This is a genomic window from Geitlerinema sp. CS-897, from assembly GCF_028368005.1.
Taxonomy (GTDB): Bacteria; Cyanobacteriota; Cyanobacteriia; order Cyanobacteriales; family Geitlerinemataceae; genus Baaleninema; species Baaleninema simplex.
Map to the genome: position 1 here is coordinate 1 of NZ_JAQNCQ010000259.1, position 22,598 is coordinate 22,598.

General features: G+C 52.5%; 15 protein-coding genes. 9 read left to right on the plus strand and 6 right to left on the minus strand.

Annotated features, from left to right (window positions below; genetic code table 11):
• Positions 1-400 precede the first annotated feature (400 nt).
• Together POG22_RS16455 and POG22_RS16460 are read right to left on the minus strand one after the other, a co-directional pair.
• Positions 401-748, minus strand: a complete 348-nt coding sequence (locus POG22_RS16455) for a 4a-hydroxytetrahydrobiopterin dehydratase (protein ID WP_498906461.1) — start codon at positions 746-748, stop codon at positions 401-403.
• Between the two features lie 153 nt (positions 749-901).
• Positions 902-2,383, minus strand: a complete 1,482-nt coding sequence (locus POG22_RS16460) for a carotenoid oxygenase family protein (protein ID WP_498906463.1) — start codon at positions 2,381-2,383, stop codon at positions 902-904.
• 163 nt (positions 2,384-2,546) lie between these two features.
• Here POG22_RS16460 and POG22_RS16465 point away from each other — a divergent pair, with 163 nt between their 5' ends.
• From POG22_RS16465 to POG22_RS16490, 6 genes are all read left to right on the plus strand, one after another.
• A complete protein-coding gene (locus POG22_RS16465) occupies positions 2,547-3,476 on the plus strand; it encodes an ATP adenylyltransferase family protein (RefSeq protein WP_498906464.1) in 930 nt (309 codons plus the stop codon).
• Between the two features lie 34 nt (positions 3,477-3,510).
• On the plus strand, positions 3,511-3,873 hold the full coding sequence (locus POG22_RS16470; RefSeq protein ID WP_017662602.1) for a DUF4359 domain-containing protein: 363 nt from the start codon (positions 3,511-3,513) through the stop codon (positions 3,871-3,873).
• Positions 3,874-4,066: 193 nt separating this feature from the next.
• Positions 4,067-4,816: a biliverdin-producing heme oxygenase gene (locus POG22_RS16475; RefSeq protein ID WP_063716666.1), complete on the plus strand. Its 750-nt coding sequence runs from the start codon at positions 4,067-4,069 to the stop codon at positions 4,814-4,816.
• Between the two features lie 332 nt (positions 4,817-5,148).
• On the plus strand, positions 5,149-6,540 hold the full coding sequence (hemN, locus tag POG22_RS16480) for an oxygen-independent coproporphyrinogen III oxidase (protein WP_498906465.1): 1,392 nt from the start codon (positions 5,149-5,151) through the stop codon (positions 6,538-6,540).
• 243 nt (positions 6,541-6,783) lie between these two features.
• On the plus strand, positions 6,784-8,409 hold the full coding sequence (gene bchE, locus POG22_RS16485) for a magnesium-protoporphyrin IX monomethyl ester anaerobic oxidative cyclase (protein WP_063716664.1): 1,626 nt from the start codon (positions 6,784-6,786) through the stop codon (positions 8,407-8,409).
• Positions 8,410-8,635: 226 nt separating this feature from the next.
• The gene (locus POG22_RS16490) at positions 8,636-8,896 is read left to right on the plus strand and encodes a hypothetical protein (RefSeq protein WP_498906466.1); all 261 of its coding nucleotides are present in this window, start codon (positions 8,636-8,638) and stop codon (positions 8,894-8,896) included.
• A 120-nt stretch (positions 8,897-9,016) separates the two neighbouring features.
• On the opposite strand, the gene POG22_RS16495 is transcribed toward POG22_RS16490, so the two are convergent.
• The 3 genes from POG22_RS16495 to POG22_RS16505 all read right to left on the minus strand — a co-directional run bounded on the left by POG22_RS16495 (position 9,017) and on the right by POG22_RS16505 (position 18,062).
• Complete coding sequence (locus POG22_RS16495; protein WP_498906467.1) at positions 9,017-14,632, minus strand: PAS domain S-box protein; 5,616 nt, start codon at positions 14,630-14,632, stop codon at positions 9,017-9,019.
• Between the two features lie 523 nt (positions 14,633-15,155).
• On the minus strand, positions 15,156-15,548 hold the full coding sequence (locus tag POG22_RS16500) for a response regulator (RefSeq protein WP_063717795.1): 393 nt from the start codon (positions 15,546-15,548) through the stop codon (positions 15,156-15,158).
• A gap of 174 nt (positions 15,549-15,722) precedes the next feature.
• Positions 15,723-18,062, minus strand: a complete 2,340-nt coding sequence (locus POG22_RS16505) for a response regulator (RefSeq protein ID WP_498906468.1) — start codon at positions 18,060-18,062, stop codon at positions 15,723-15,725.
• 266 nt (positions 18,063-18,328) lie between these two features.
• Between POG22_RS16505 and POG22_RS16510 the strand changes: the two genes are divergently transcribed.
• Both POG22_RS16510 and POG22_RS16515 read left to right on the plus strand, forming a co-directional pair.
• Complete coding sequence (locus POG22_RS16510; protein WP_498906470.1) at positions 18,329-20,029, plus strand: glycosyltransferase family 4 protein; 1,701 nt, start codon at positions 18,329-18,331, stop codon at positions 20,027-20,029.
• Positions 20,030-20,073: 44 nt separating this feature from the next.
• Complete coding sequence (locus POG22_RS16515) at positions 20,074-20,658, plus strand: PAP/fibrillin family protein (protein WP_017658618.1); 585 nt, start codon at positions 20,074-20,076, stop codon at positions 20,656-20,658.
• A gap of 258 nt (positions 20,659-20,916) precedes the next feature.
• Here the strand turns inward: POG22_RS16515 and POG22_RS16520 are convergent, their stop codons facing one another.
• Positions 20,917-21,330, minus strand: coding sequence for an Npun_F0494 family protein (locus tag POG22_RS16520; protein WP_063717798.1), 414 nt, complete (start codon positions 21,328-21,330; stop codon positions 20,917-20,919).
• A 180-nt stretch (positions 21,331-21,510) separates the two neighbouring features.
• Between POG22_RS16520 and trhO the strand changes: the two genes are divergently transcribed.
• Positions 21,511-22,392, plus strand: a complete 882-nt coding sequence (gene trhO / locus POG22_RS16525; RefSeq protein ID WP_063717799.1) for an oxygen-dependent tRNA uridine(34) hydroxylase TrhO — start codon at positions 21,511-21,513, stop codon at positions 22,390-22,392.
• The last annotated feature ends 206 nt before the right edge of the window (positions 22,393-22,598 follow it).

Sequence of the window (22,598 nt, forward strand, 5' to 3'; positions counted from 1 at the left end):
AAGATCTCCGAGATACTGCTTGACAATTTTGGGAAAGTTAGATTCCATCATTGCTGTCATATACTTAGAATTTAGTTCTCTCTACAATTATAGATTATTCGAGCAATATTTGTCTATCTTTACTATCATTCAACGCTTCTGACCCGAATTTTTAGTGAAAATCACAAAGAAACAGCGTTTTAAAACGGACAGAACTTACACATTTACATCATTAGCAGGGTGAGCATTGCCCACCACTACCTTGAGTGTGGTTAGCGCTGAAGTGCGTAAGTCCTAATGGATTTCGCATAAAATTAGATAATATTTAATACGATGCCATGCGATCGCAATATTAATCTGCCAGTTCTTATTGATTTTTTAACATAAGATCGTAATTTGATGGTTGGTTTTGAATACTTTTTCACTCAAACTCTTTGGAAATCCGATCGGTTTTCGCCGCCATAATAAAATCATTGCGATGCAGTCCGTTAATGGCGTGAGTCCACCAGGTCACCGTGACTTTTCCCCATTCGGTCAACAATACCGGATGATGACCTTCTTTTTCAGCTTCCTCCCCCACGCGTTGGGTAAATTCGAGTGCAGTTTTAAAATCTGGAAACTGATAAGTGTGTTGGAGATGTAACTCTCCATATTCCTCGATCGCCTCCCAAGACGGAATCTGAGATTGAAGTTCTTCAACTTCAGTTTGGCTCAACGGTTGGGACGTTCCCTTACAAGGTTCGCAACGTTGGTGTTCGAGATTTTCCACGGTATTGGCTCCAAAAACTCGTCTGTAGGCTTGTCTCAATTCGATCGTGCGATCGCAGTTCGACCGATATCCTCTTCCTCACGACTGATTTTGATGACAAATCGCCTCGAGACGCGATCGACAACGCCCCGAGGCGGAAATTCAACGCATTCCCTATCGTCCGAAATACTCCGACGTGAAACTCCCGTGCAGTCCGTAGGGAATATGATACTTTAAGTGCAACTGAGCGATCGGCCCGGCGTCGATGGATTTTGCATCGAAAATCGCCAACTTCGATCGATGCTTTTCGGCGTCGTACACCAACAACAGCACCCATCCGTCATCTTCCTCCGTCGCACCCGGACGCGGAACGAACGCCGGTTCGCCGCCAAACCCGCGAGGCGCAAAACTCCACACCTGAGATGTCCCCGTTTCGCGATCGACCTTCATAACGCCCTGTAACGGTGCGTTTCCTCGTTCGGGGTGGGCGATTCCCATGAATAAATATCGATTTTTCCGTCCCACTGTCTCGGGATGTAACACGGGGAACTCGCAACAGCGGCGTTCGATAACCTCGTGACGGACGTTCTCATTCTGCAAATTCACCCGGAAATTCCACAACTGACCCTCGGGAATCTGGCTGAAATCCACGTCGCGAAAATCCGAATCCGAGTCCGGTTGCGGGAACGACTCGTAACAAATCGAATCCACGACCACCTCTCCGTTGTCTTCCCAAGCGTTGGCGTGGTGGAACACGAAACAGGGTTCCGTCTCGACAATTTTCACGTTGCGCGAACCGTCGCGGGGAATCAAGACGATTTTCGTGGGGGCGTCGGGGTCGAACTTCACGCATTCCGCCGCACCGCGAAATCCCAAAATATAAGGAAGGGGGTTGAAGGTAACGGGATTTTGGAAAAAGACGCAGTAGTTCGGTGTAATCGCCATGTCGTGGAGAAAGGCGAAACCGGGAATCGCGTGCGTGTGTTGGCGGAGAAGCGTTCCGTCCGGGGCGAATTCGTAAATGGTGATGTCGGTGGACAACCCCGGATTTACCGAGAAGTTGACGAGAACGGGTTTTCCGTCGTCGAACTGCGAGGCGGGGTCGATGTGGGGGTGTGCGGAAAACGCATCTCCGGTATCGAGGAGTCCGTCGAGGCGATCGAGTCCTTCGGTTTCTAGGGTGTGGGGATCGAGGCGATGGGGTTCGGCCGCTTCCCACAACGCCAGCAGTTTACCGCCCCAGTAGATAATGTTGGTGTTGGCGATGTTTTTGAGGCGCAAATCGAAGAGGTTCGCCAGCCAACCGCCGGGTTTTTGGGTTCCGAACACGCCACGATAGAGGGGTTTTCCCGCCTCTCGTTCTTCGACAAACCCTTGGGTACGCACGAAGCGGTTTTGAAAAAAGGCGCGACCGTCTTTGAAGGCGATCGCACAGGCCATTCCGTCGCCGTCGAAGGGGTGGTTGACGGGATAGTCGCCGATGTTGAGCAAACCGGGGCCGACGCGAAACAGGGTTCCGGTTAAGTCTGGGGGAATTTCTCCCTCGATGTCGTCTATCCAGTACGCCGACTCTTGGGTTTGGGACAGGTAGCCCCGTTTCCAATCTTCGCGACTGTAGGAAAGGGGCGATCGCTCGCTGGGTTTGTATGTCTGCATAATGGCTTGTAATTATTGGGTGTTCTGAGGTCGGGCGCGTCGGAGAGGGAACGCCCAATTTCAGTTATTGTAACGATATATTGCGAAAACCTCAGAATTGTAAAGGGGCGATCGCTACCATAAAAAAAGTATTGAAAATTACAGGAACCTCTAAAAATTCACCATGTCTGACGGACAATCCACCCTTGAGACGCCGATTCTCCTGCAACCCGACACCCTCTGGAAACGCACTCTCGAACAGACGCAATACGCCCTCGACTGCGGTGCGCTGCAACCGATTCCTACGAATTACGAATACCTCGAACGAGGAGACGTGCGATTTCTGGTGCGAATTGTCTCAAATTTGGCTAGGAAAGAAAAAGCTCAAAAAAACCGAAAACAGCAGTTAAAACAAACGGAAAAAGATTTCAATCCCTTTCTTCCTTACGAAAAAAACCTCTTTGTCGCCGACATTTCCAAAACTCATCTTTGCTTGTTAAACAAGTTTAACGTTGTCGAACACCATCTTCTGATCGTGACTCGTCATTTCGAGCATCAGGAAACCTGGCTCACCGCGTCTGACTTCGAGGCGATGCAAGTCTGTTTGCAGCAAATCGACGGTTTGGCGTTTTATAACGGTGGAAGAGAAGCCGGAGCCAGTCAGAAACACAAACACTTACAACTGGTTCCCCTTCCCATGATGCCCGATGGGGGGCGACTTCCCATCGAACGGGCGATCGCTCGCACGCAATACGACGGCGACATCGGACGAACCCCGAGTTTTCCCTTCCCTCACGCGATCGCACCTTTGACTCCCGACACCGACGCCGAAACCGTCTTACAAACCTATTACCGCCTGTTAAACGCCGTGAACCTCCTCGACGGGGAACCGACGACAGAGCGACAAACGAAACCCTACAACCTCTTGGCGACGCGAGAGTGGATGATGGTGGTTCCCCGAGTGCGCGATCGCTTCGAGGGAATTTCCGTCAACGCCTTGGGATTCGCGGGAGCCTTGCTGGTGCGCGACGAAACCCAGTTACAGCAGCTTAAAAACAGCCAACCGCTCGAGATTTTGGCGCACGTGGCTAACATGGAAGAGGAAGCAACTTAACTTCGTTCCCTGTGTTGAGGAAATCCAAACATCTATGAAAGCTGTTGTTGGAGCTGGAGTCGTGGTTCTCGGAGTGGGAGCGGCGATGGCGGTGACGAACCCTGGCGAAACTGCTTATCAGGAGTACGCTGGCGATCGACTGTCAACCTATTTAAAAGAGGAAGCGTGCAGTCAAGCGGGTCCGTTGCAAAATACCTGTGAGTCTGTGGTGGAGTCGAGTCAACCGGAGTTGCAACGCCTCGTCGCCAACAACACGAATCGCCAAAACTTTGTCCTTTTCAGTTTGTACCATACGGAGTTTTCGGTTCCGATTCCCGGCGTTCCGGCGGTTGAAGCTCACACCCTCGGCGGGTTTCGTCAGTTTCACATTTACGAGTTGAAAACGGAAAAGCAATAGCTCGATTTTCTGAATACAAGCCAGATCGCCAGATCCCCGGCATCTTGGAGATGCCGGGGATCTTAAATGAAACGAAGTTAAGCAATTCTACTTACCCCAATGCCTCGAAATGTAAAGTTTTGAGAACTCCCCCTTGTCGTTCTGTTTAATCGCTATAAAGTGATTAAAGTATAAAAACGCTTTGGTCAGGCATATGAGTAGCAATTTAGCAGGTTTGTTACGGGAAGGGACGAAGCACTCCCACACCGCAGCCGAAAACACCGCTTTTATGAAATGCTTCCTCAAAGGGATCGTGGAACGAGAGCCGTTCCGCAAACTCCTCGCAAACTTATATTTGGTCTATAGCGCCCTTGAGGAAGAAATCCAAAACCATTTGGACAATCCCGCCGTCAAAGGGATTTACTTCCCCGAACTCAACCGCACCGCGAAACTGGAAGCCGATCTCGCTTACTACTACGGTGACAACTGGCGCGAGGAAATCGCCCCCGTGGAAGCCGGAAAAGTGTACGTCGATCGCATTCGGGAAGTGGCCGCAACTCAACCCGAATTGCTGGTGGCGCACGCTTACACCCGGTATATGGGCGATTTGTCTGGCGGACAAAGCCTGCGAAACATCGCGCGATCGGCGTTAGATTTACCGGAAGACAAAGGAACCGGGTTACACGAATTCGATGCGATTCCCACCCCGGAAGCGCGACGAGCGTTTAAATTCCGCTACCGCGACACCCTCAACGCCTTACCGGTATCTGACGATATCGCCCCTCGCATTGTAGACGAAGCGAACTTGGCCTTTGAACTCAACCGCAACGTCATGCACGATTTGGAAGACGAGGTGAAAGCCGCGATCGGCGACCACGTTTTCGATTTGGTGACGCGCCAAGACAAACCGGGAAGTACCGAACGCGCCCCCGGACAACCTGCAAATTTAGTTCCGACGGAGTAGTGTAGGTTGGGTTTTATCTCTCGATCCAATCTACCTTTTCTTACAATAGGTTTCAACGCAACCTAGGAAATTGGGGGGATTCGGGCCTCAGTTAACGTTTCCCTCCTCTACACACAGCTTTCGACCGACACCGACCGTTTTTTACTCGATCGATCTTTTCTATCTTTTTTGAAGTTTTTCTAAAAAACTTCAAAACTAACCGTTAAACTGACAAGCACCGGTCGATCGAGTAAGAAATTTTCTAACCCATTTCGACTAATTTTTTATTGAATTCAAAAAAATACTGAATTCAAACATCGAACCATTTCAGATCTTTTCAGATTCAAATACCAATGGAAGCACTGACTCAAACCGTTCGTTTCAATTCTGAGTTACTGGTTAAATACGATCGCCCCACCCCTCGCTACACCAGCTATCCCCCCGCTACAGAGCTACACGGCGAGTTTACAGAAGAAGAATTTAAAGCTGCCATCGAACGGGGCAACGCTAAAAAAACACCGCTCTCTCTCTATTTTCACATTCCTTTTTGCGAAAGTGCCTGCTACTTTTGCGGCTGCAACGTGATTATCACGGGATTGAAAGATCGCGTTGTCAATCCCTATTTAGAATACCTCTTTAAAAATATCGAACGGACGGCGGCGTTAATCGATCGCGATCGCCCGGTGGTTCAACTGCACTGGGGCGGCGGAACCCCGAACTACCTCACCCCGGAACACGTGGAAATGTTGTGGAACAAAATCCACGAACACTTCACTTTTGCCGAAAACGCCGAAATCTCGATCGAAGTCAATCCCCGCTACGTCGATCGCAACTACATCCACTTCTTAAGAAAACTCGGCTTCAACCGCATCAGCTTCGGTATCCAAGATTTCGATCCCAAAGTTCAAGAAGCCATCAACCGCATCCAACCCGAAGAAATGCTCTTCAACGTCATGAGTTGGATTCGCGAAGCCAAATTTGAAAGCGTCAACGTCGATCTGATTTACGGCTTACCCTACCAAACCCTCGAGACGTTCCGCGACACCATCGACAAAACCCTGCGTCTCGATCCCGATCGCGTGGCGGTGTTCAACTTCGCTTACGTTCCCTGGATGAAACCCGTTCAGAAAAACCTTCCGGTAGAAGCTTTACCCCAAGCAGCGGAGAAACTGGAAATCTTCCACATGACGATCGACAAACTCACCGAAGGCGGCTACGTCTTCATTGGGATGGATCACTTCGCCAAACCCAACGACGAGTTGGCGATCGCACAACGGGAAGGGGTACTGCATCGCAACTTCCAAGGCTATACCACCCAGCCCGATTCCGAACTGTTTGGATTTGGCGTCACGTCTATCAGTATGCTGCACGACGTTTACGTGCAGAACCACAAACGCCTCAAAGACTTCTACAACGCGATCGATCGCCAAGAACAACCCATCGAAAAAGGCGTTCATCTCGCCGAAGACGACAACATCATGCGCCGTGAAATTATCATGGAATTGATGTGTCACTTCCGCCTCGACAAACGGGAAATCGAAAACAAATATCTCATCGATTTCGATACCTATTTTTCTGAAGAAGAAGCCGAGTTAAAAGACTTAGAAGACGATGGCTTGTTAATTAACTTCCCCGATCGCATTGAAGTCACCCCCAGCGGACGGCTTCTCATCCGCAACATTGCCTTTGCCTTCGACGCTTACACCAAAGAACGCCAACACCAGCGGTTCTCGAAAGCCATCTAATCCTCTCTCAGTCGAGGCGTATCGCCATACGCCTCGAGTTTTCTCCTTCTACCTCTGTGTCCTCTGTGTCTCTGTGGTGAAACTCCTTTAACAAAATTGCTTTAAGATAATCGATCGAGATTCTCATCCCTTTCTATTGCGAAATTTTTCTAAAGATTTTTAAACAAAATCTCGATCGAATTCGATAAACCCTCTGACTTGTTAGTCCGAACCTTGTCATTCTAGACTTCGATCGAAAGCCCTATGAAGATTTTAATGATTCAACCCAACTACCACTCTGGCGGTGCAGAAATTGCCGGAAACTGGCCGCCGAGTTGGGTTCCCTACGTGGGCGGCGCGTTGAAAAAAGCCGGGTTCGATAACGTGCGTTTCGTCGATGCGATGACGAAGTACATTGACGACGAAACCCTCGGCACCATTATCGAAGCAAACCAGCCCGATGTGGTGATGGCAACGGCGATCACGCCGATGATTTACCAATCCCAAAAAACGCTGCAAATCGCTAAAGAAGCTTGCCCCAACGCCGTTACGATTATGGGGGGCATTCACCCGACGTATATGTATTCCGAGGTGCTGCACGAAGCGCCCTGGGTGGACTACATTATTCGCGGTGAAGGGGAAGAAATTACGGTTAACTTAATGCGGGCGATCGAAAGCGGTTCCGACAAACGCGATCGCCACGACATCAAAGGTATCGCCTTTCTCGAAAACGGACAAGTCGTCGCCACCGAAGCCCATCCTCCCATTTGCGATCTCGATACCCTAGATCCCGATTGGGATTTACTCGATTGGAACGATTACTACTACACGCCCCTTAACGTGCGTTTGGCGGTTCCTAACTACGCCCGAGGTTGCCCCTTCCGCTGTCGCTTCTGTTCTCAGTGGAAATTCTGGCGGAAATACCGTTCTCGCACCCCCGAAAAATTCGTTGACGAAATCGAAAAACTCGTCAAAGAGTACAACGTCGGATTTTTCATTCTCGCTGACGAAGAACCCACCATCAATAAACCTCGCTTTATGGCATTGTGCGAGGAGATGATTAAGCGCGATCTCGACGTTCACTGGGGTATTAATACCCGCGTAACGGATATTTTGCGGGACGAAAACGAGTTGGCATTGTATCGAAAAGCGGGCTTAGTTCACGTGTCTCTGGGAACGGAAGCCGCCGCACAACTGAAGCTGAATTTGTTCCGCAAAGAAACAACGATCGAAGAGAACAAACGGGCGATTAAACTGCTCAAAGACAACGGGATTGTCGCCGAAGCGCAGTTTATCATGGGGCTAGAAAACGAAACCCCCGACACCATCGAAGAAACCTATCGTATGGCGCGGGATTGGAAACCGGACATGGCAAACTGGAATATGTTCACGCCCTGGCCGTTTTCCGAGTTGTTTGAAGATTTGGGCGATCGCGTGGAAGTGCGGGATTATTCCCAGTACAACTTCGTGACGCCGATTATGAAACCGGACGCGATGGAACGGGAAGACGTTCTCAAAGGCGTGTTGCGGAACTACGCCCGCTTCTATCTGTGGAAGACGTTAGAGTATTGGTTCGTTAAAGATCCCTTTAAACGCAAATATTTGTTGGGATGTTTGAAAGCCTTCGCTCAAACGACGTTGAACAAGCGGTTTTACAACCTCAGCCGCGTCAAACAGAAAGGGTTGGGGATGGAAATCGAACTGGGTTTCGACGAAACGAAAATCCTCTCGCGGGAAGAAATCGCCAAACGCAAACAGGAACATCCAGAACTGGCCGCCGACGTGGATTTTGCGGGAACGGTTTCGGCTTGCGGTGCGCCTCGGGATTTGGAGTATAACGAGGACGACGCCAGTTCCCAAGATGCGGGTTCTCAAACCATGAAGGTGTAGACAGGCGATATTGATTTGGTTTTCGTAGGGGCGTTGTGTGTAAAGTACAACGCCCCTACGGGGTTTATGGCGATCGCATCGTTGAAGGGGGGTGTTATCTTTCGATCGACAGACTTTTGCAAATTCGCAATTGGAACGGACGATAGAGGAAACAATGGGATTCTCGGCGTTAGGTTGGAAGTGAAGGTCGAACTTCACACCGAACAAACAACGCAGAGGTTAATTTATGCAATCCTTTAGCGAACGCTTAACCGTCAATCCCGGCGATCGCATTGCAGACGAGTCGCAAAACATCGAAGAGAAAGCCCAACAAGTGGCTGTCGATACCGTCGATGTGTTCGATCGCCTCGTGGTTCCCACGTATTTTGTCATCGACACCCCAGACGGCGAACAAAAAGCCCTGCACCACGTCAGAGATGCCGAAGAAATCTCCGACGTTATCCGACAAGCGAGAACTGACGAGTCGGGCGATCGCAATTGGTGGTAGAGAGCGCCGGATGATGGGATGATGTGAAATCTCCCCATCTGCCTGTGAGGGCGGTGCGTGACGCGGTAATACTCCCTTCTGCTGACTTCGACGGGATTTTGACGCCCGCGTCACGGCACCCTACGACTCCTCATCATCTCCTTCCCAAATCGGTAACACTACAGACATTCGAGTCCCACCACCGGGACGGTTTTCAGCCCAGATGCGGCCGCCGTGTTCGAGGACGAGACGGCGACAGATTGCTAATCCCAAACCCGTTCCTCCTTTTTGGCGGGAATCAGAGGCATCGACTTGTTGGAAGGGGTCGAAAATACTGTCGATGCGATCGCTCGGAATGCCCCGGCCGCGATCGCACACCTGAATGCACGCGGCTTGCGACGACTTTACTCGTTGTAGAGAGGTCTCAAACGCACTGAGGGTTACAGTCGTCCCCGAAGGAGAAAATTTTATAGCATTACTAATTAAATTTGTCAAGACTTGGATGGTACGATCGCCATCGACCCACAATTTCGCGCGTTTCAAGCTATCCGAGAGGGGATCTAAGGTCAGAACGATACCATCGCGATCGGCCATGGCTTGCATAATTTCGATACTCTGAACCAACAACTTCTCGAGCGAACGCGGGGTGCGATCGAGCGTGATGCGGCCGGATTCGAGCTGTTGAAAATCGAGCAAATCGTCGATGAGTCGAGCGAGGCGATCGGTGTTTTTCAATGCGATTTCAATGAGATCCGTAGCTCTCTGAGGAAGCTGACCGAGTTTCCCGGCGGCCAACAATCCCAAGGCCACGCGCATCGAAGTCAAGGGCGTTCGCAGTTCGTGACTGACGATCGACACAAACTCGTTTTTCATCTGCTCGACGGCTTGGCGTTCGGTAATATCTTTAAACGTCAACACAGCCCCGATATGTTCGCGATCGCACAGAATCGGCGTACAAATGTAATCGACGGGAAACGTCGATCCGTCGCGACGGCGAAACACGGCTTGTCGTGTGGGATTGTCGCACCGCAAGGCTTGACACGTCGTCGGCGTGTCGCCGCTGTCGTTCGTGAGCGGACAAACCGTCACCGCTGCCTCCCGATCGCTCTCGAACGCCCCTAACTCTCGAGAGGGGGGAGTCGCCACCAGATCGTTAGCGGCGATGCCGATGAGGGTTTCGGTCGTGTAGCCGAGGGTTCGAGCCGCTGTGGGGTTGCAAAAGACGATGTTTCCATCTCGGTCTAACTCGCAGATCCCCTCTCCAGCAGAGGTCAAAATCAGTTCGTAGCGGCGGCGCAAGTTTTCCAACGCGGCTTGATACTGTTTGCGATCGGTAATATCTCGAACGATCCCTAAATAGTAAAATGCCGCCTCCGATCCCGAAGTGTGTTGAAACGCAGACAGGGTCAGTTCCACCCAGACGATCGAGCCGTCTTTGCGAAAATAGCGTTTTTCGAGAGAGTACCCCTGAGTTTGCCCTTCAACTAACGCTTGGATGTATCGATACTCGCGCTCTAAATCCTCGGGATGCGTAAACTGCTCGAACGAAACCCCCAGCAGTTCGTCAAGCTCGTATCCTAGAATTTGGCAAAATTTGTGATTGGCCTCGTAAATCTGCCCTTGAAGATTGCCGATCGCGATTCCAACGGCGGCTTGCTCGAACATCGTCCGCAAGCGAGCTTCGCTCGATTGCACTTGAGCGTAAAGATCCGCTTGTTGGATGGCGAGGCTGACTTGCGCGGCCAGTTGTCCGAGCATTTCGACTTCGCCCTCGCTCCACGATCGCACCTGACGGCATTGATGGGCGATCAGCAGCCCCCAGAGTGGGGAACGATCCTCAAAGGGTTTGAGAATCGGCACGACGACCTTCGATCGCACCTGCATCTGTTTCATGAAATCGACCAAACAGGGGGCGAAGCGATCGGTTTCGACATCGGACACGATGCGAGGCAGTCCTCGGCAGTAGTTATCGTAACAATCGCGGGGAAACTCTTCGTCGGGAAATTCCATGCCCGCACTTTGGGGATAGCCTTCGGCGACCGATTCGCTAACCACGCGGGCGAGACGGTTCTCGAGCAGTCGAAAAATTAACACTCGTTCGACGCCGAGACAGTGACGTACTTCGCGAACGGTGTTGTCGAGAATTTGTTGGAGGTCGAGGGAACGGCGAATGCGTTGGGTGAGGGTATTGAGCAGGCGATCGCGCTGAGCTTGTTGTCTGAGGCGTTCTTCGGCTTCTTTGCGAACGGTGATATCCAAAATCGTGCCGTCGAGATAGACCAAATTTCCCCATTCGTCCCACAACCCCCGACCTTTTTCGTGAAGCCAACGGATACTCCCGTCGGCGCAGCGAATGCGGTACTCGAAGCTGTAGGGTTCGTGTCGGGAAACCGTGCTGTTAATCGAGTTTGAGATGCGATCGAGGTCGTCGGGATGGATAATTTGCGACCAAAACGTCGGACTGTGGAGGAACGAGCCGGGGGAATATCCCGTAATGTCTTGGATGGCATCGCTGATAAATACCGTCGTCCAGTACTCGTCGGGTAAACATCGGTAAATTGCCCCCGTGAGGTTGGCCACGAGAGAGCGAAACCGTTCTTCGCTGGCTTTGAGGGCCCGTTCGGTGCGTTTGAGATCGGTGACGTCGCTGGTAATGCCGTCGATACGGAGGGGATCGCCACGTTCGTCTCGTACCAAACGCGCACGTCCTCGCACCCAGCGAACCGTTTTATCGGGACGGAGGATGCGATATTCGAGATCGAACTCTCCGAGGTCGAACAGGTCGTTCCACGCTTGTTTGAAGCGATGGCGATCGCCCGAATACACGACGTTTTCCCAGCGATGGGGTTGCTCGATGAAGTCTGTCGGCTCTCGTCCGTAGATTTTAACCAAGGCGGGACTGACGTAAAGCAGTTGCAAGGTTTGCGCGCAGAGAGACCACACCAAATCGTCGATCGACCCTAAGACGTTGTTGAGACGCTCTTGACTAGCCCGAAGCGCCACTTCACTGGCGCGCAGGGACGCTTGAATGCGTTTGGCTTCGGTAATGTCTTCGGCAATTCCGGCGATACAGGTGACCGTTCCGTCGGGATCGCGTATCGGAAAGGAGCGATCGCGAATCCAGCGCATCCCGTCGGGTCGCACGATGCGATACTCCAGCGTTAAGGGTTTCTCGAGGCTAACTTGCCAAAACAACGAAGCTTCGAGGCGATCGCGATCTTCGGCATAGATGGCATCGAACCAGCGGTGAGGGTTATCGTAAAGGTCGGCACGCGATCGCTTCCAGATGGTTTCGTAGGCTGGACTGATGTAGAGAACAGTTTCGACGGTCGGATCGACGATCCAAAACACGCAATCGATGTTGTGGGTCAGCTGGTGAAACCGCAGCTCGCTTTCGAGTAGTGCGGCTTCGGTTTGGCGGCGGCGGCTGATATCCCGCAAGGACAGGGCGTAAGCGGAACGACCGAGCCAGTGGGTTTCCGCCACAGCCATTTCGACCGGGAGCGATCGCCCGTCGGGACGCAACAGGTCGAGTTCGACGGAGTCGTCTGGCGCGATCGGCCGGCCGAACTCCCATCCGATGAGTTCGTCGAGAGAGCGATCGAACAATCGGGCAGCAGCAGCGTTGGCAAAGCAAACGATACCGGCACGATCGACGATCGCGATGCCGTCGGAGGTACTGTTGACGACGGTGTCGAGTTGAGATTCCCGATCGCGCAGTCGTTGCTCGGTCTGTTTGCGATCGGTGATATCGTTGGCCGTTCCCAACACTTGCAAAGTCTTGCCCTCGGCATCGCGTTTAAATACCACGTCGCGCGATCGCAACCAACGCAGGCGACCGTCGGCGTGGTACATCCGATACTCGATCTCTCGAACTCGAGTGTCGGGAACGTCTCGCCAACTTCGGATGAAGTCGAGCAAACGGGGGGTGTCCTCGGGATACCAGGTTTCGGCAAAAAACGCTTCGCTCCGTTGTCGAACCTCATCGGGATCGTAGCCGAGGATTTCTGAGAGTTGCGAGTTGACGTAAACGATTTGTAAGGTCGAGATATCGACGATGTAGATGATTTGTGGGGTCGCGTCGGCGATCGCTTGGACGAACTGTTGGTTCTGACGCAGTTCGGCGAGGGCGCGAGAGCGATCGGTAATGTCGTGGTAGGCACTCAGATAACAACTGCGCGTTGGGCGATCGTCGCGATCGCGGGTGGGTAGGGCGAGAAACGTCGTCGATACGAGCAACGTTTTGAGGCTGCCGTTTTTGGCGCGAATCGTGGTTTCGATATCGTGAAGGCTACCGCGATGCCGGACGACCTCGAGTCGCTCGCAGGCTCGAGCATAGTCTTCAGGGTCGGGATAGAGGGTAGCGAGGAAGCTGTGGTGCGTTCCGTCCGTTCCCGGTACGGGAGAACGCGCTCCCAACGGTGGGTCGGCGTTGGCTTCTGCCAGGCTGTAGCCGGTGATGTCCTCCATTTTTTGGTTGAAAATGCCAAAGGTTCCGGCTTCGTCACTGAGGGTAATGCCTTCGCCAACCGTTTCGATGACGGTGAGCAACCGTTGCGCGAGGGTTTGGAGGTCTTCTTCCGCCAGTTTGCGATCGGTTACATCGAAAATGACGCCGTCCCAGACGATGCGTCCGTCGGGGTGGCGTTCGGGACGAGAAATACCCTGAAGCCATTTTTGGCGACCCGACGGTGTCGTCACGCGCCATTCTAAAGACCAAGGGTGTAAGGTTTCGGCTGAGGTTTGAATCGATCTCGCGGCGCGATCGCGATCGCCCGGATGCATCGTTTCTAACAGAAAGCTGGTATCTCGACAGGCAGCTTCGGGAGAAATCTCGAACAAACTTTGACAGCCGGAACTGGCATAGGTAATTTCGTCGGAACCGTCGGGATGGAGAACGTAGCGAAAGATCGTACCCGGAACGTTGGCGGCCAGGTTGTGGAAGCGAGTTTCGCTGTCTTGAAGGGCGGCTTCGGCCTGTTTGCGATCGCTAATGTCGGTATTCGAGCCGATCGCGCGTTGGGGACGCCCCCGTTCGTCTCGCCAAATCTGTCCTCGAACTAAAAACCAGCGAGAGATCCCGTCTCGGGATAACGCGCGATACTCGAAGTTACAAGTTTGCGAGGTTCCCTCGAGACAGGTCTGAATTCGGTGGCGAACCGTCTCGCAATCGTCGGGGTGAATGCAGTCGAACCACGCCTCGAGGTTGTCGAGTGGCTCGCCGCCGTCGCCGCTTAAGAGGGCTTGCAAGTTGGGAGAAACGTAGAGTTCTCGAGCGATCGGGTTCCAGTCCCAAATGCCCACTTTGCCCGTGGTGAGAGCGAGTTCGTAACGCTCTTGTTGCTGCGAACGGGTCTCTGTTACTGGCTCGGCTTCTAACGGCTCGGAGGCTTGAGGAACTTCTTCCCACACCAAGAGCAGGCGTTCTTCTCCCGCGAGGGTCGAGATCGCGGACGCGCGGGCGATCGCCGACACCCCACTCCCGTCTCGGCGGCGCAAAGAGTAACGACTCGTTTGTGGGGAAGTCGTCTCGCCGACGCGGTCGAGAAAGGCTGCAAATTTCGGGCGATCGCCTTTTTCGAGGCACTCGAAGATGGATTTTCCCGTTAGGGTTTCTGATGTATCGCCAAAGAGAGTGGCGGCGACGCGATTGGCATTCAGTACGGTTCCCTGTCGGTTCAGTTGGAGGTGTGCGACGGGGAGACTGTCATAACAACGGCGATAGTGCTGCAACTCTTTTTGGAGCTGAGCCATCATAGCGATTAGCCTTTGCAGCAGGGTTGACTCTAGACCCATCACCCATGCCTCGAATTCCCTTTTTAACTACTATATGCGATCGGCAATTTTCCGGGCGATCGCAGAAACGGGATCGCCGAGGGAAAACGATAACGATTTTCCGCGACAATCCCGCTTTATGCGCGATTTTGGTTTAAATTTGTTTTACAAAATTCCTAGCTGACTCCACTACACGAACCATTAGTGAGATGCGCGAACTAAAGCGGGGATCGAGCGCTCTAAAACCCGCACGGTCGAAAAATCTGGCATTTTTTCGTGACAGTGAGGGCAAAACCAATAAATCTTACCATGAGCGACATGGCGTAGAAGTTTAGAGGAACAACAAGGGCAGTCGTTCGTCATTTTTATCCACCTCTCTTATACTTGAGATGCTATACCCATCACTGTAAAGGGTGATTGTGAAGAAGTTGTGAAGTGCCGAACTTTTTGAAAATCTTAACACAGCGACCGGTTGTTAAAAGCAAATCGAACCTCGACCGAACATTTATTCAGATCTATTCCAGTTAAGAAGGCTACAAATTTGAGGGACGAGCTTTAAGGGATCGAACGGCTTGGAGATGGCAGCGGAAATCCCGAGTTCGCCCCATTCCGGCGGCGTTTTGCCTTGACCTTTCGCAGTCAAGAAAAGCACGGGGATCGCCTGCGTTTCTGGGCGTTCCCGAAGCTGTTTCAAGGTTTCTAAACCGTCCATGCCCGGCATCATCACATCTAACAAAATGGCATCGGGGCGATCGCGAACGGCGACGGCGATCCCTTCAGCGCCCGAACTGGCTGTGACGACCTCCCAACCCCCTTCTAATTCGAGGACGATCTGTGTGACCTCTCGAATATCTCGTTCGTCGTCCACAATGAGAATACGTCGATTTTCGTTTGTCATTTTCACGATAAATCTCAGCTATTATTTACGAGCTTAACGAATTTGTATGAAGAATTTGTGAATAGACTTGACAGAATACGCAAAAAGTACAGGTGAGAGATGAAACACGAAAAACATATCCGATCGCTCGGTCGTAGCGGGTCGAAAAAGACGAGATCGGCGATCGCACCGCGATTACGTCGATACCCCAAAAACGCGATCGCGCCCTGCATTTTTAGCCCGATATAACGCCTCGTCCGCCGCCCGATACAACGTCTGCAAATCTTCCCCATCCTCGGGATATTGAGCGACTCCCGCACTAAAGGTCACGTTTAACATCACGTCGTCGTCTAAGGTAAACGTCTGCTGTCTCCAGTCTCGTAACACCTCCGAGAGTCGTCGCACGCCGTCGACTTTCAGAGTATCGATCGCCGCCACGACGAACTCCTCTCCTCCCCAGCGTCCGACGACATCGCTCGGGCGAAACGACTCTCGCAACACCTCCCCAAAGCGATGCAACACCAAATCGCCCGCCGCGTGGCCGTGACAGTCGTTGACCTGCTTGAAGCGATCGATATCCAGCAGCGCAAACGACAAAACCCGACGTTCGCGGGCGCAAGTTCGCAGCAATCGCGTAATGTCGTAACTCGACTTCCGCCGGTTCGAGACTCCCGTGAGCGGATCGAGTTCGGCGAGGTTTTGTAACAGTTGCGTGCGCTCTAAACGGTTGAACAATCGCGCGATCAACTCCGGCCCGGCGATGGGTTTGCTCACGTAATCGTCGGCACCGACCCGAAAAATACGATTGACCGTATCGGCGTCCGTGCGAACCGTCAAAAACAACACCGGAAGTTTGCGCCACTGCGGTTCGTTGCGAACCACCTGACAGAGTTCGATGCCGCTGTAATCGGGCATTTCCAAATCTAACACCAGTAAATCCGGCGTAAACGCTTCTAGGATTCGCCAAAACTGACGCGGTTCGCTGAGGGTTTCGACTTGCAATCCCCAGGGCTGCAACAACGCTTTCAATAACGCCAGTTCCTGTACGTCGTCGTCCACCACGAGGACTTTCGCCGCCGTGTTCGATCGCTGCAATACTTCCAATGTCGTTTCTAAGATCTGCGTCGTCGTTAAGGGTTTTTGTAGAAACGCCCGGGCCCCCAACCGCGACACGGCCAGGCGATCGTTAAAACTATCCCGCACCGTCAACACGATCGCTGGAATCTCAGGACGGTTGCGGGCTAAATCTTCGAGCAACATCAACCCGTCCTCGTCCGATTCGGGAAAATTGAGATCGAGCAGAATCAGACTCGGCGGAGTTTCCACGATCGCCTGTCGCGCCTGACGCACCGTCGTCGCCACCTGGGTTTCTAACCCCCACGTTTTCGCATCTTCAGCGATCTGCATCGTTAACAGCGTATCGTCATCGACGATCAACAACAGCCGCCGGTCGGGAGCGGGCATCGTCGGCGGCGGTTCGATGGAGAGCGGTTCGGGATCGCCGGCCAGTTGTTGGCGCAGTTCGACTAAACTCTGCCATAACTGTCTCTGTTCGGCTTCGACGAGGGGTTCTTCCTTCGACAGCAAGGCTTCGATTTGACGGGCGAGTTGCGATCCGTAACGATAGCCGAAGGTGCCTAACGACCCTGCCAAGCGATGGGCTTCTTGACGGGCGAGATGGCGATCGCCGTCGTTACCGCCGTCTTCGATCGCGTTGGCTCCCCGCTCGATGGTTTCGACTCGTTGCAGCGCCCTCGGCTTAACTCGAGTCCAAACTTGTTGGATGGCGTCGAGCGTCGGATTCGAGTTGGGCTGAGTCTGCATCGTCGAGTTTGCGATCGGCGGGGTAGAAGTCATGTCGTCAATATTTTTGAGACGATAGCCGACACCGTAAACGGTTTCGATTAAGTCGGCGGGCGCGCGAGCCGCTTTGAGTTTCGTCCGCAAGCCTTTAACGTGAGCGCGAATTGTATTTTCCGTGGGGGGTTCTTCTAAAGACCACAAATGAGCGATAATCGTTTCGCGATCGAAGACCCGAGACGGGTAACGTAAGAATAACTCTAACAGGGCGTATTCTTTTGGCGTCAGCGACAGCGATCGATTGTTGTAGGTCGCTTCGCAGGTGGCCGGATCGAGACACAGGCGCTCCCACGTCAAAACGGGCGGCCGCGCGTACCGTCCCCGTCGCAACAAAGCGCGAATACGGGCGAGAAGTTCCTCGACGCCGACGGGTTTGACGACGTAATCGTCGGCTCCGGCATCGAGTCCGCTAATTTTATCGTGGCTGGTTTCGAGGGCGCTCAACAGCAAGATCGGCATTTGATAATGTTGCGATCGCAAATACCGACAAATCCCAATGCCGTCGAGTTTGGGTAACATCACGTCTAAGACGAGCAGGTCGTAATCGAACGTCCGAGCGTAGTTGAGTCCCGTTTGCCCGTCCTTCGCGACATCGACAATATAGTTGCACTCGCTGAGATACTGACTCAGTAACTCAACCAATTGTTCGTCGTCTTCGACCAACAGAATTTTCACCAGTCAGTTCCCAGCACACTCTAAACTCCTTACTTCTAAGTTTAGGCATTTCCTTTTAAGTCCTAAAGCGCTTTCCGTACTTTCCGTTTCATCGATTTTCTTACCTTTTTGTTGGGTACTCCCACGCCGATCGAACCCTCGCGTTTCGACAAAATCGCGTTGCGCTCGGCGATCGCGCCCTCGTCTCTCGAATTTCCCACACCGAGAGTCGAGCGAAACCTCTCGCTCTCGTATAATGGGGCGGCGTACCGTTACCGTTTCCTTTTATGCACCGGAGCGCTGCAATTTTCTACATTAAAGACGGATACGACACCAGCGGAAAGCGGTTACTCGGGCGTCAGTCAGCAGGAGAAGGTTTTCTCAAAGGTCTCGCACGCTACAGCCAAGCCGAAACCCTGTACTGTTCGACTCCATCGGAAGACTCGTTTCGCGAATTTTGCGATCGCGTCCGGGGCTGGACTTCTCGAGAGCGAGCGATCGTATGGTTGCCCAGCGACGACCCCACCTCCGCTTCCAAAGCGGGACTGTTGTACCATCCCTCGCCCGGAATTGGCGAATTGGCCTGGAAACGCCGTTTCAGCGACCCTCGCACCTATAGCTTGTGCGGCATCACCCACACCACCGCCAGTCGCGCCGTCATGGAGGCGGTTAGCGAACTCCTCATCGCCCCCGTTCAACCCTGGGACGCTCTGATTTGCACCTCGGACGCCGTCAAACGGGGTGTCGAACATCTCCTCGACAGTTGGGGAGATTACCTCGCCCGACGTACCGGATGCAAACCCAACGCGAACGTCCGCCTTCCCGTGATTCCCCTCGGCGTAGACTGCACGGCGTTTCCCCAGGGACGCGACGCCACAGAGGCCCGCCAACGCCTGCGCCAAGAATTGAACGTTCCCGAAGACGATATCGCGATTTTGTTCGTGGGGCGGTTGATTTCTTACGCTAAAGCCCACCCCGTCCCCATGTATCTCGCGGTGGAACGGGCGGTACGGCAGCTTCCGCAACCGTTCAAACAACGGGTTCACTTGATTCAAGCGGGATGGTTCGAGTCGGACGCAGACGAAGCGGCGTTTAAAGCGGCGGCGAAGAAATACTGTCCTTCGGCGATCGCGCTGTTTGTCGACGGACGCTTGCCCGAAATTCGCCGCCACATTTGGACTGCGGCAGATATTTTTATTTCGCTTGCGGATAACATTCAAGAAACCTTCGGTTTGACCCCGATCGAAGCGATGGCGTCGGGGCTTCCCGTCGTCGTGTCCGATTGGAACGGGTATAAAGAATCCGTCCGCCACAATATCGACGGGTTTCGCGTTCCGACGCTGTTACCGCCACCGGGAACGGGGGGAGATTTGGCGTTCGACTATTTTAACGATCGCGTCAATTACAGTACCTTCGTCGGGGAAAGTGCGATCGCCACGGCCATCGACATCGATGCTTGTGCGGAATTTTTACGGCGGCTGATGGGCGATCGCGAGTTGCGCCAGCGTCTGGGGGAAAACGGCCGCCAACGGGCGCGACAGATGTACGATTGGCGGGTCGTCATTGGCGCTTATGAGGAGTTGTGGCTGGATTTAGCCCGACAACGCGCCAGTCAGTCGATGTGTGCGCCTCTCGAGAGCGAGCGATCGCCCTATCCGATTAGCGACGATCCCTTTCGCGCCTTCGCCCACTATCCCACGCAAACGCTGACGCCCCAAGTGCGGTTGACCCTCGGTCAAATGGCATCGCCCCAAGCGAGGGCGGAGTTGTTTCAACTGTGGACGAACACCTTGGGCAGTTCTCGCCGTCTGTCTCCAGAAGAAACAGCGAAGCTTGTCGAATTGGTGAAAGAACGGGGCGCGATCTCCATCGAAGAGATGTTTCGACAATGGCAGATTTCCCCGCGATCGCTTCGCGGCGTTCGTCTCTATCGCACGGTTTCCTATTTGCTGAAATTCGATATCCTCAAAATTGAATCTCTCGAGTAATCGTTCGGAATCGAAACCCCTTTAAAACTTAAATTGGCGGACTTATGCTTGGAAAAGACGAACTGTTACAGGCGATCGCTGGAAAAAATCGCGGCTTGCTGGCCACCGAAACCGATAAAACCGCCATTCTTTCGGCGGTAGCGCGTCTCGAAGATCGCAACCCCACCCCCAACCCCATCGAAGCCGCCGAACTCCTCGAGGGAAACTGGCGACTGTTGTACACCACCAGCGACGAACTTTTAGGGATCGATCGCTTTCCCGTTTACAACCTCGGGCAAATTTACCAATGTATCCGCGTCAAGGATCGCAAAATCTATAACATCGCCGAACTGCGAGGCATTCCCTATCTCGAAGGTATGGTGAGCGTTGCGGCAACGTTCCAACCCACCTCCACCCGTCGCGTTGACGTAAAATTTCAACGATTCGTGGTGGGATTGCAGCGACTCATCGGCTATCAAAATCCCGATGCGTTTATTGAAGCGATGGAATCGGGGAAAAAATTCTTCGCCGTCGATTTCGAGATTACTCCAGGAGAGCGCAGCGGTTGGCTAGAAATTACCTATCTCGACGAAGATTTACGCATCGGACGCGGTAACGTCGGTAGCGTGTTCGTTTTGTCAAAAGTTTAATCGAAGCGTTTGGGGCATCGCATTTTTCCGATCTTTTCCGGACGAGTCCCCCTCCGCCGGGAAGTATAGAACGGTAGATGCACCCTGATAGTTAACCCCGGCACGACACCCAGCCGGGGTTTTTTGTTGGGTGAATCGCGATCGCTCCATTGATGAGAAGAGAAAACATCAAGGGTCAGATCCCCGGTATCTTGGAAATGCCGGGGATCTCGTACAGAGGGGATCTTAATCGATCGAATCGGGTTATGGCGGAGACGATTAGAAGGGCAAACGCAACCAACGCCGCAACCAATTCGTCATGCGATCGAACGTCGTTAAAGTCCCTTGCCACGACTCCCCATGTTCCTGCCATTCCCGCACCACCAAGCGGCCTAACGGCGTCAGGCGGAAACTGTCTGTAATCCCCTGTCCGTCCACTTCCCGGCGCAACACACCCACGTTAATCAGCCATAACAGATCGTTTTCGGCATTGAGTTCTGGAATCGGAATTTCCGTATATCCCGCTTTAAAGCCAGCCGTTCCCGCGATTTCGCCGAGAAATACGCCTTCCTCGCGCATGGCGATGTAGAGTTTGAGTAGAAATGGCGAACAGCGCACGGCTCGTCTGGCACGTTCGATGGTAACTTCAGGATACTGAACCGATTGTGACATTTTGGAATTGGTGACAGTCATAGCGTTCGGGAGTTGTGCGAACAGAAGCGACAGACAACAGCGATGGAAAAGTCAGAGGCTGACCTCAACTTGAGATGTTAGCAGTGTGAAATTTTTTTAATATTCTAAACTCAAGCGTCGATCGCTGTCACAACCCTGTCAAAATAGTAGATCTTACGATTTGAGTGTCCTAGTGTCCTTATGAGCGTTGTCGTTGCCACGTTTTATAAATTCGTCCGTTTGCGCGATTTTGCAGAAAAGCGAGAACCGTTACTAAAATTTTGTCGCGATCGCGCCGTCAAAGGGACGATTTTACTCGCAGAAGAAGGCATTAACGCCACGATCGCCGGAAGCCGAGAGGCGATCGATGCAGTGTTGGACGAACTACGTCGCGATCCCCGTCTGGCGGACTTGGAACATAAAGAATCCACTGCGAAAATTCCGCCGTTCGAGCGGATGAAAGTGCGACTGAAGCGAGAAATCGTCACCCTCGGACAACCGAATATCGACCCGCGCGATCGCGTAGGAACTTACGTGAATCCCGAACAGTGGAATCAAATTATTTCCGATCCCGACGTGACGCTCATCGACACTCGCAACGATTACGAAGTGGAAATCGGCACGTTCAAGGGGGCAAAAAATCCCAACACGCGATCGTTTCGCGAGTTTCCCGAATACGTCCAACAAACACTCGATCCGGCAAAAAACAAGAAAATTGCGATGTTTTGCACGGGCGGAATTCGCTGCGAAAAAGCCACGTCTTATTTGTTAAGACACGGATTCAAAGAAGTTTATCACCTTAAAGGTGGAATTCTAAAATATTTAGAAAACGTTCCCGCAGACGAGAGTTTGTGGGAAGGAGAATGTTTCGTATTTGACGAACGGGTGGCGGTCAAACATGGTTTGGAACCCGGTCGTTACGAAATGTGCCTCAGTTGCGGATATCCCATTTCTGAAGAAGATAAAGCCTCTAAAAAATACGAATTTGCGATTTCTTGTCCCCACTGCTACGACAGCTTAACGGAAGAAAGGCGTCGCCGGCAGATGGCGAAAAAGCAACAGTTACTTCGATCTAAATCTTAGTCATCTCGTAACCGCATTGCATGAAATGCGGCTACGGAGGCTCAAACGGTAATTTTAAAAACGGAGGCTCTTCCGAACTTACTATGCAAGAAATCGCTGAAATCCTTACAGGAAAAGAGTTTTTGCTAAACGGTATAAAAAGTCCGCTCAAATCGCGAAATTCCTTTCCAGATATAGGCTACAAGCATTTACCCTACACACCAAGG

Coding starts and splice junctions, on each gene's coding strand:
- POG22_RS16460 (WP_498906463.1), bottom strand. CDS start 2,383: ATGCAGACATACAAACCCAGCGAGCGATCGCCCCTTTCCTACAGTCGC.
- POG22_RS16465 (WP_498906464.1), top strand. CDS start 2,547: ATGTCTGACGGACAATCCACCCTTGAGACGCCGATTCTCCTGCAACCC.
- POG22_RS16470 (WP_017662602.1), top strand. CDS start 3,511: ATGAAAGCTGTTGTTGGAGCTGGAGTCGTGGTTCTCGGAGTGGGAGCG.
- POG22_RS16475 (WP_063716666.1), top strand. CDS start 4,067: ATGAGTAGCAATTTAGCAGGTTTGTTACGGGAAGGGACGAAGCACTCC.
- hemN (WP_498906465.1), top strand. CDS start 5,149: ATGGAAGCACTGACTCAAACCGTTCGTTTCAATTCTGAGTTACTGGTT.
- bchE (WP_063716664.1), top strand. CDS start 6,784: ATGAAGATTTTAATGATTCAACCCAACTACCACTCTGGCGGTGCAGAA.
- POG22_RS16490 (WP_498906466.1), top strand. CDS start 8,636: ATGCAATCCTTTAGCGAACGCTTAACCGTCAATCCCGGCGATCGCATT.
- POG22_RS16495 (WP_498906467.1), bottom strand. CDS start 14,632: ATGATGGCTCAGCTCCAAAAAGAGTTGCAGCACTATCGCCGTTGTTAT.
- POG22_RS16500 (WP_063717795.1), bottom strand. CDS start 15,548: ATGACAAACGAAAATCGACGTATTCTCATTGTGGACGACGAACGAGAT.
- POG22_RS16510 (WP_498906470.1), top strand. CDS start 18,329: ATGCACCGGAGCGCTGCAATTTTCTACATTAAAGACGGATACGACACC.
- POG22_RS16515 (WP_017658618.1), top strand. CDS start 20,074: ATGCTTGGAAAAGACGAACTGTTACAGGCGATCGCTGGAAAAAATCGC.
- POG22_RS16520 (WP_063717798.1), bottom strand. CDS start 21,330: ATGACTGTCACCAATTCCAAAATGTCACAATCGGTTCAGTATCCTGAA.
- trhO (WP_063717799.1), top strand. CDS start 21,511: ATGAGCGTTGTCGTTGCCACGTTTTATAAATTCGTCCGTTTGCGCGAT.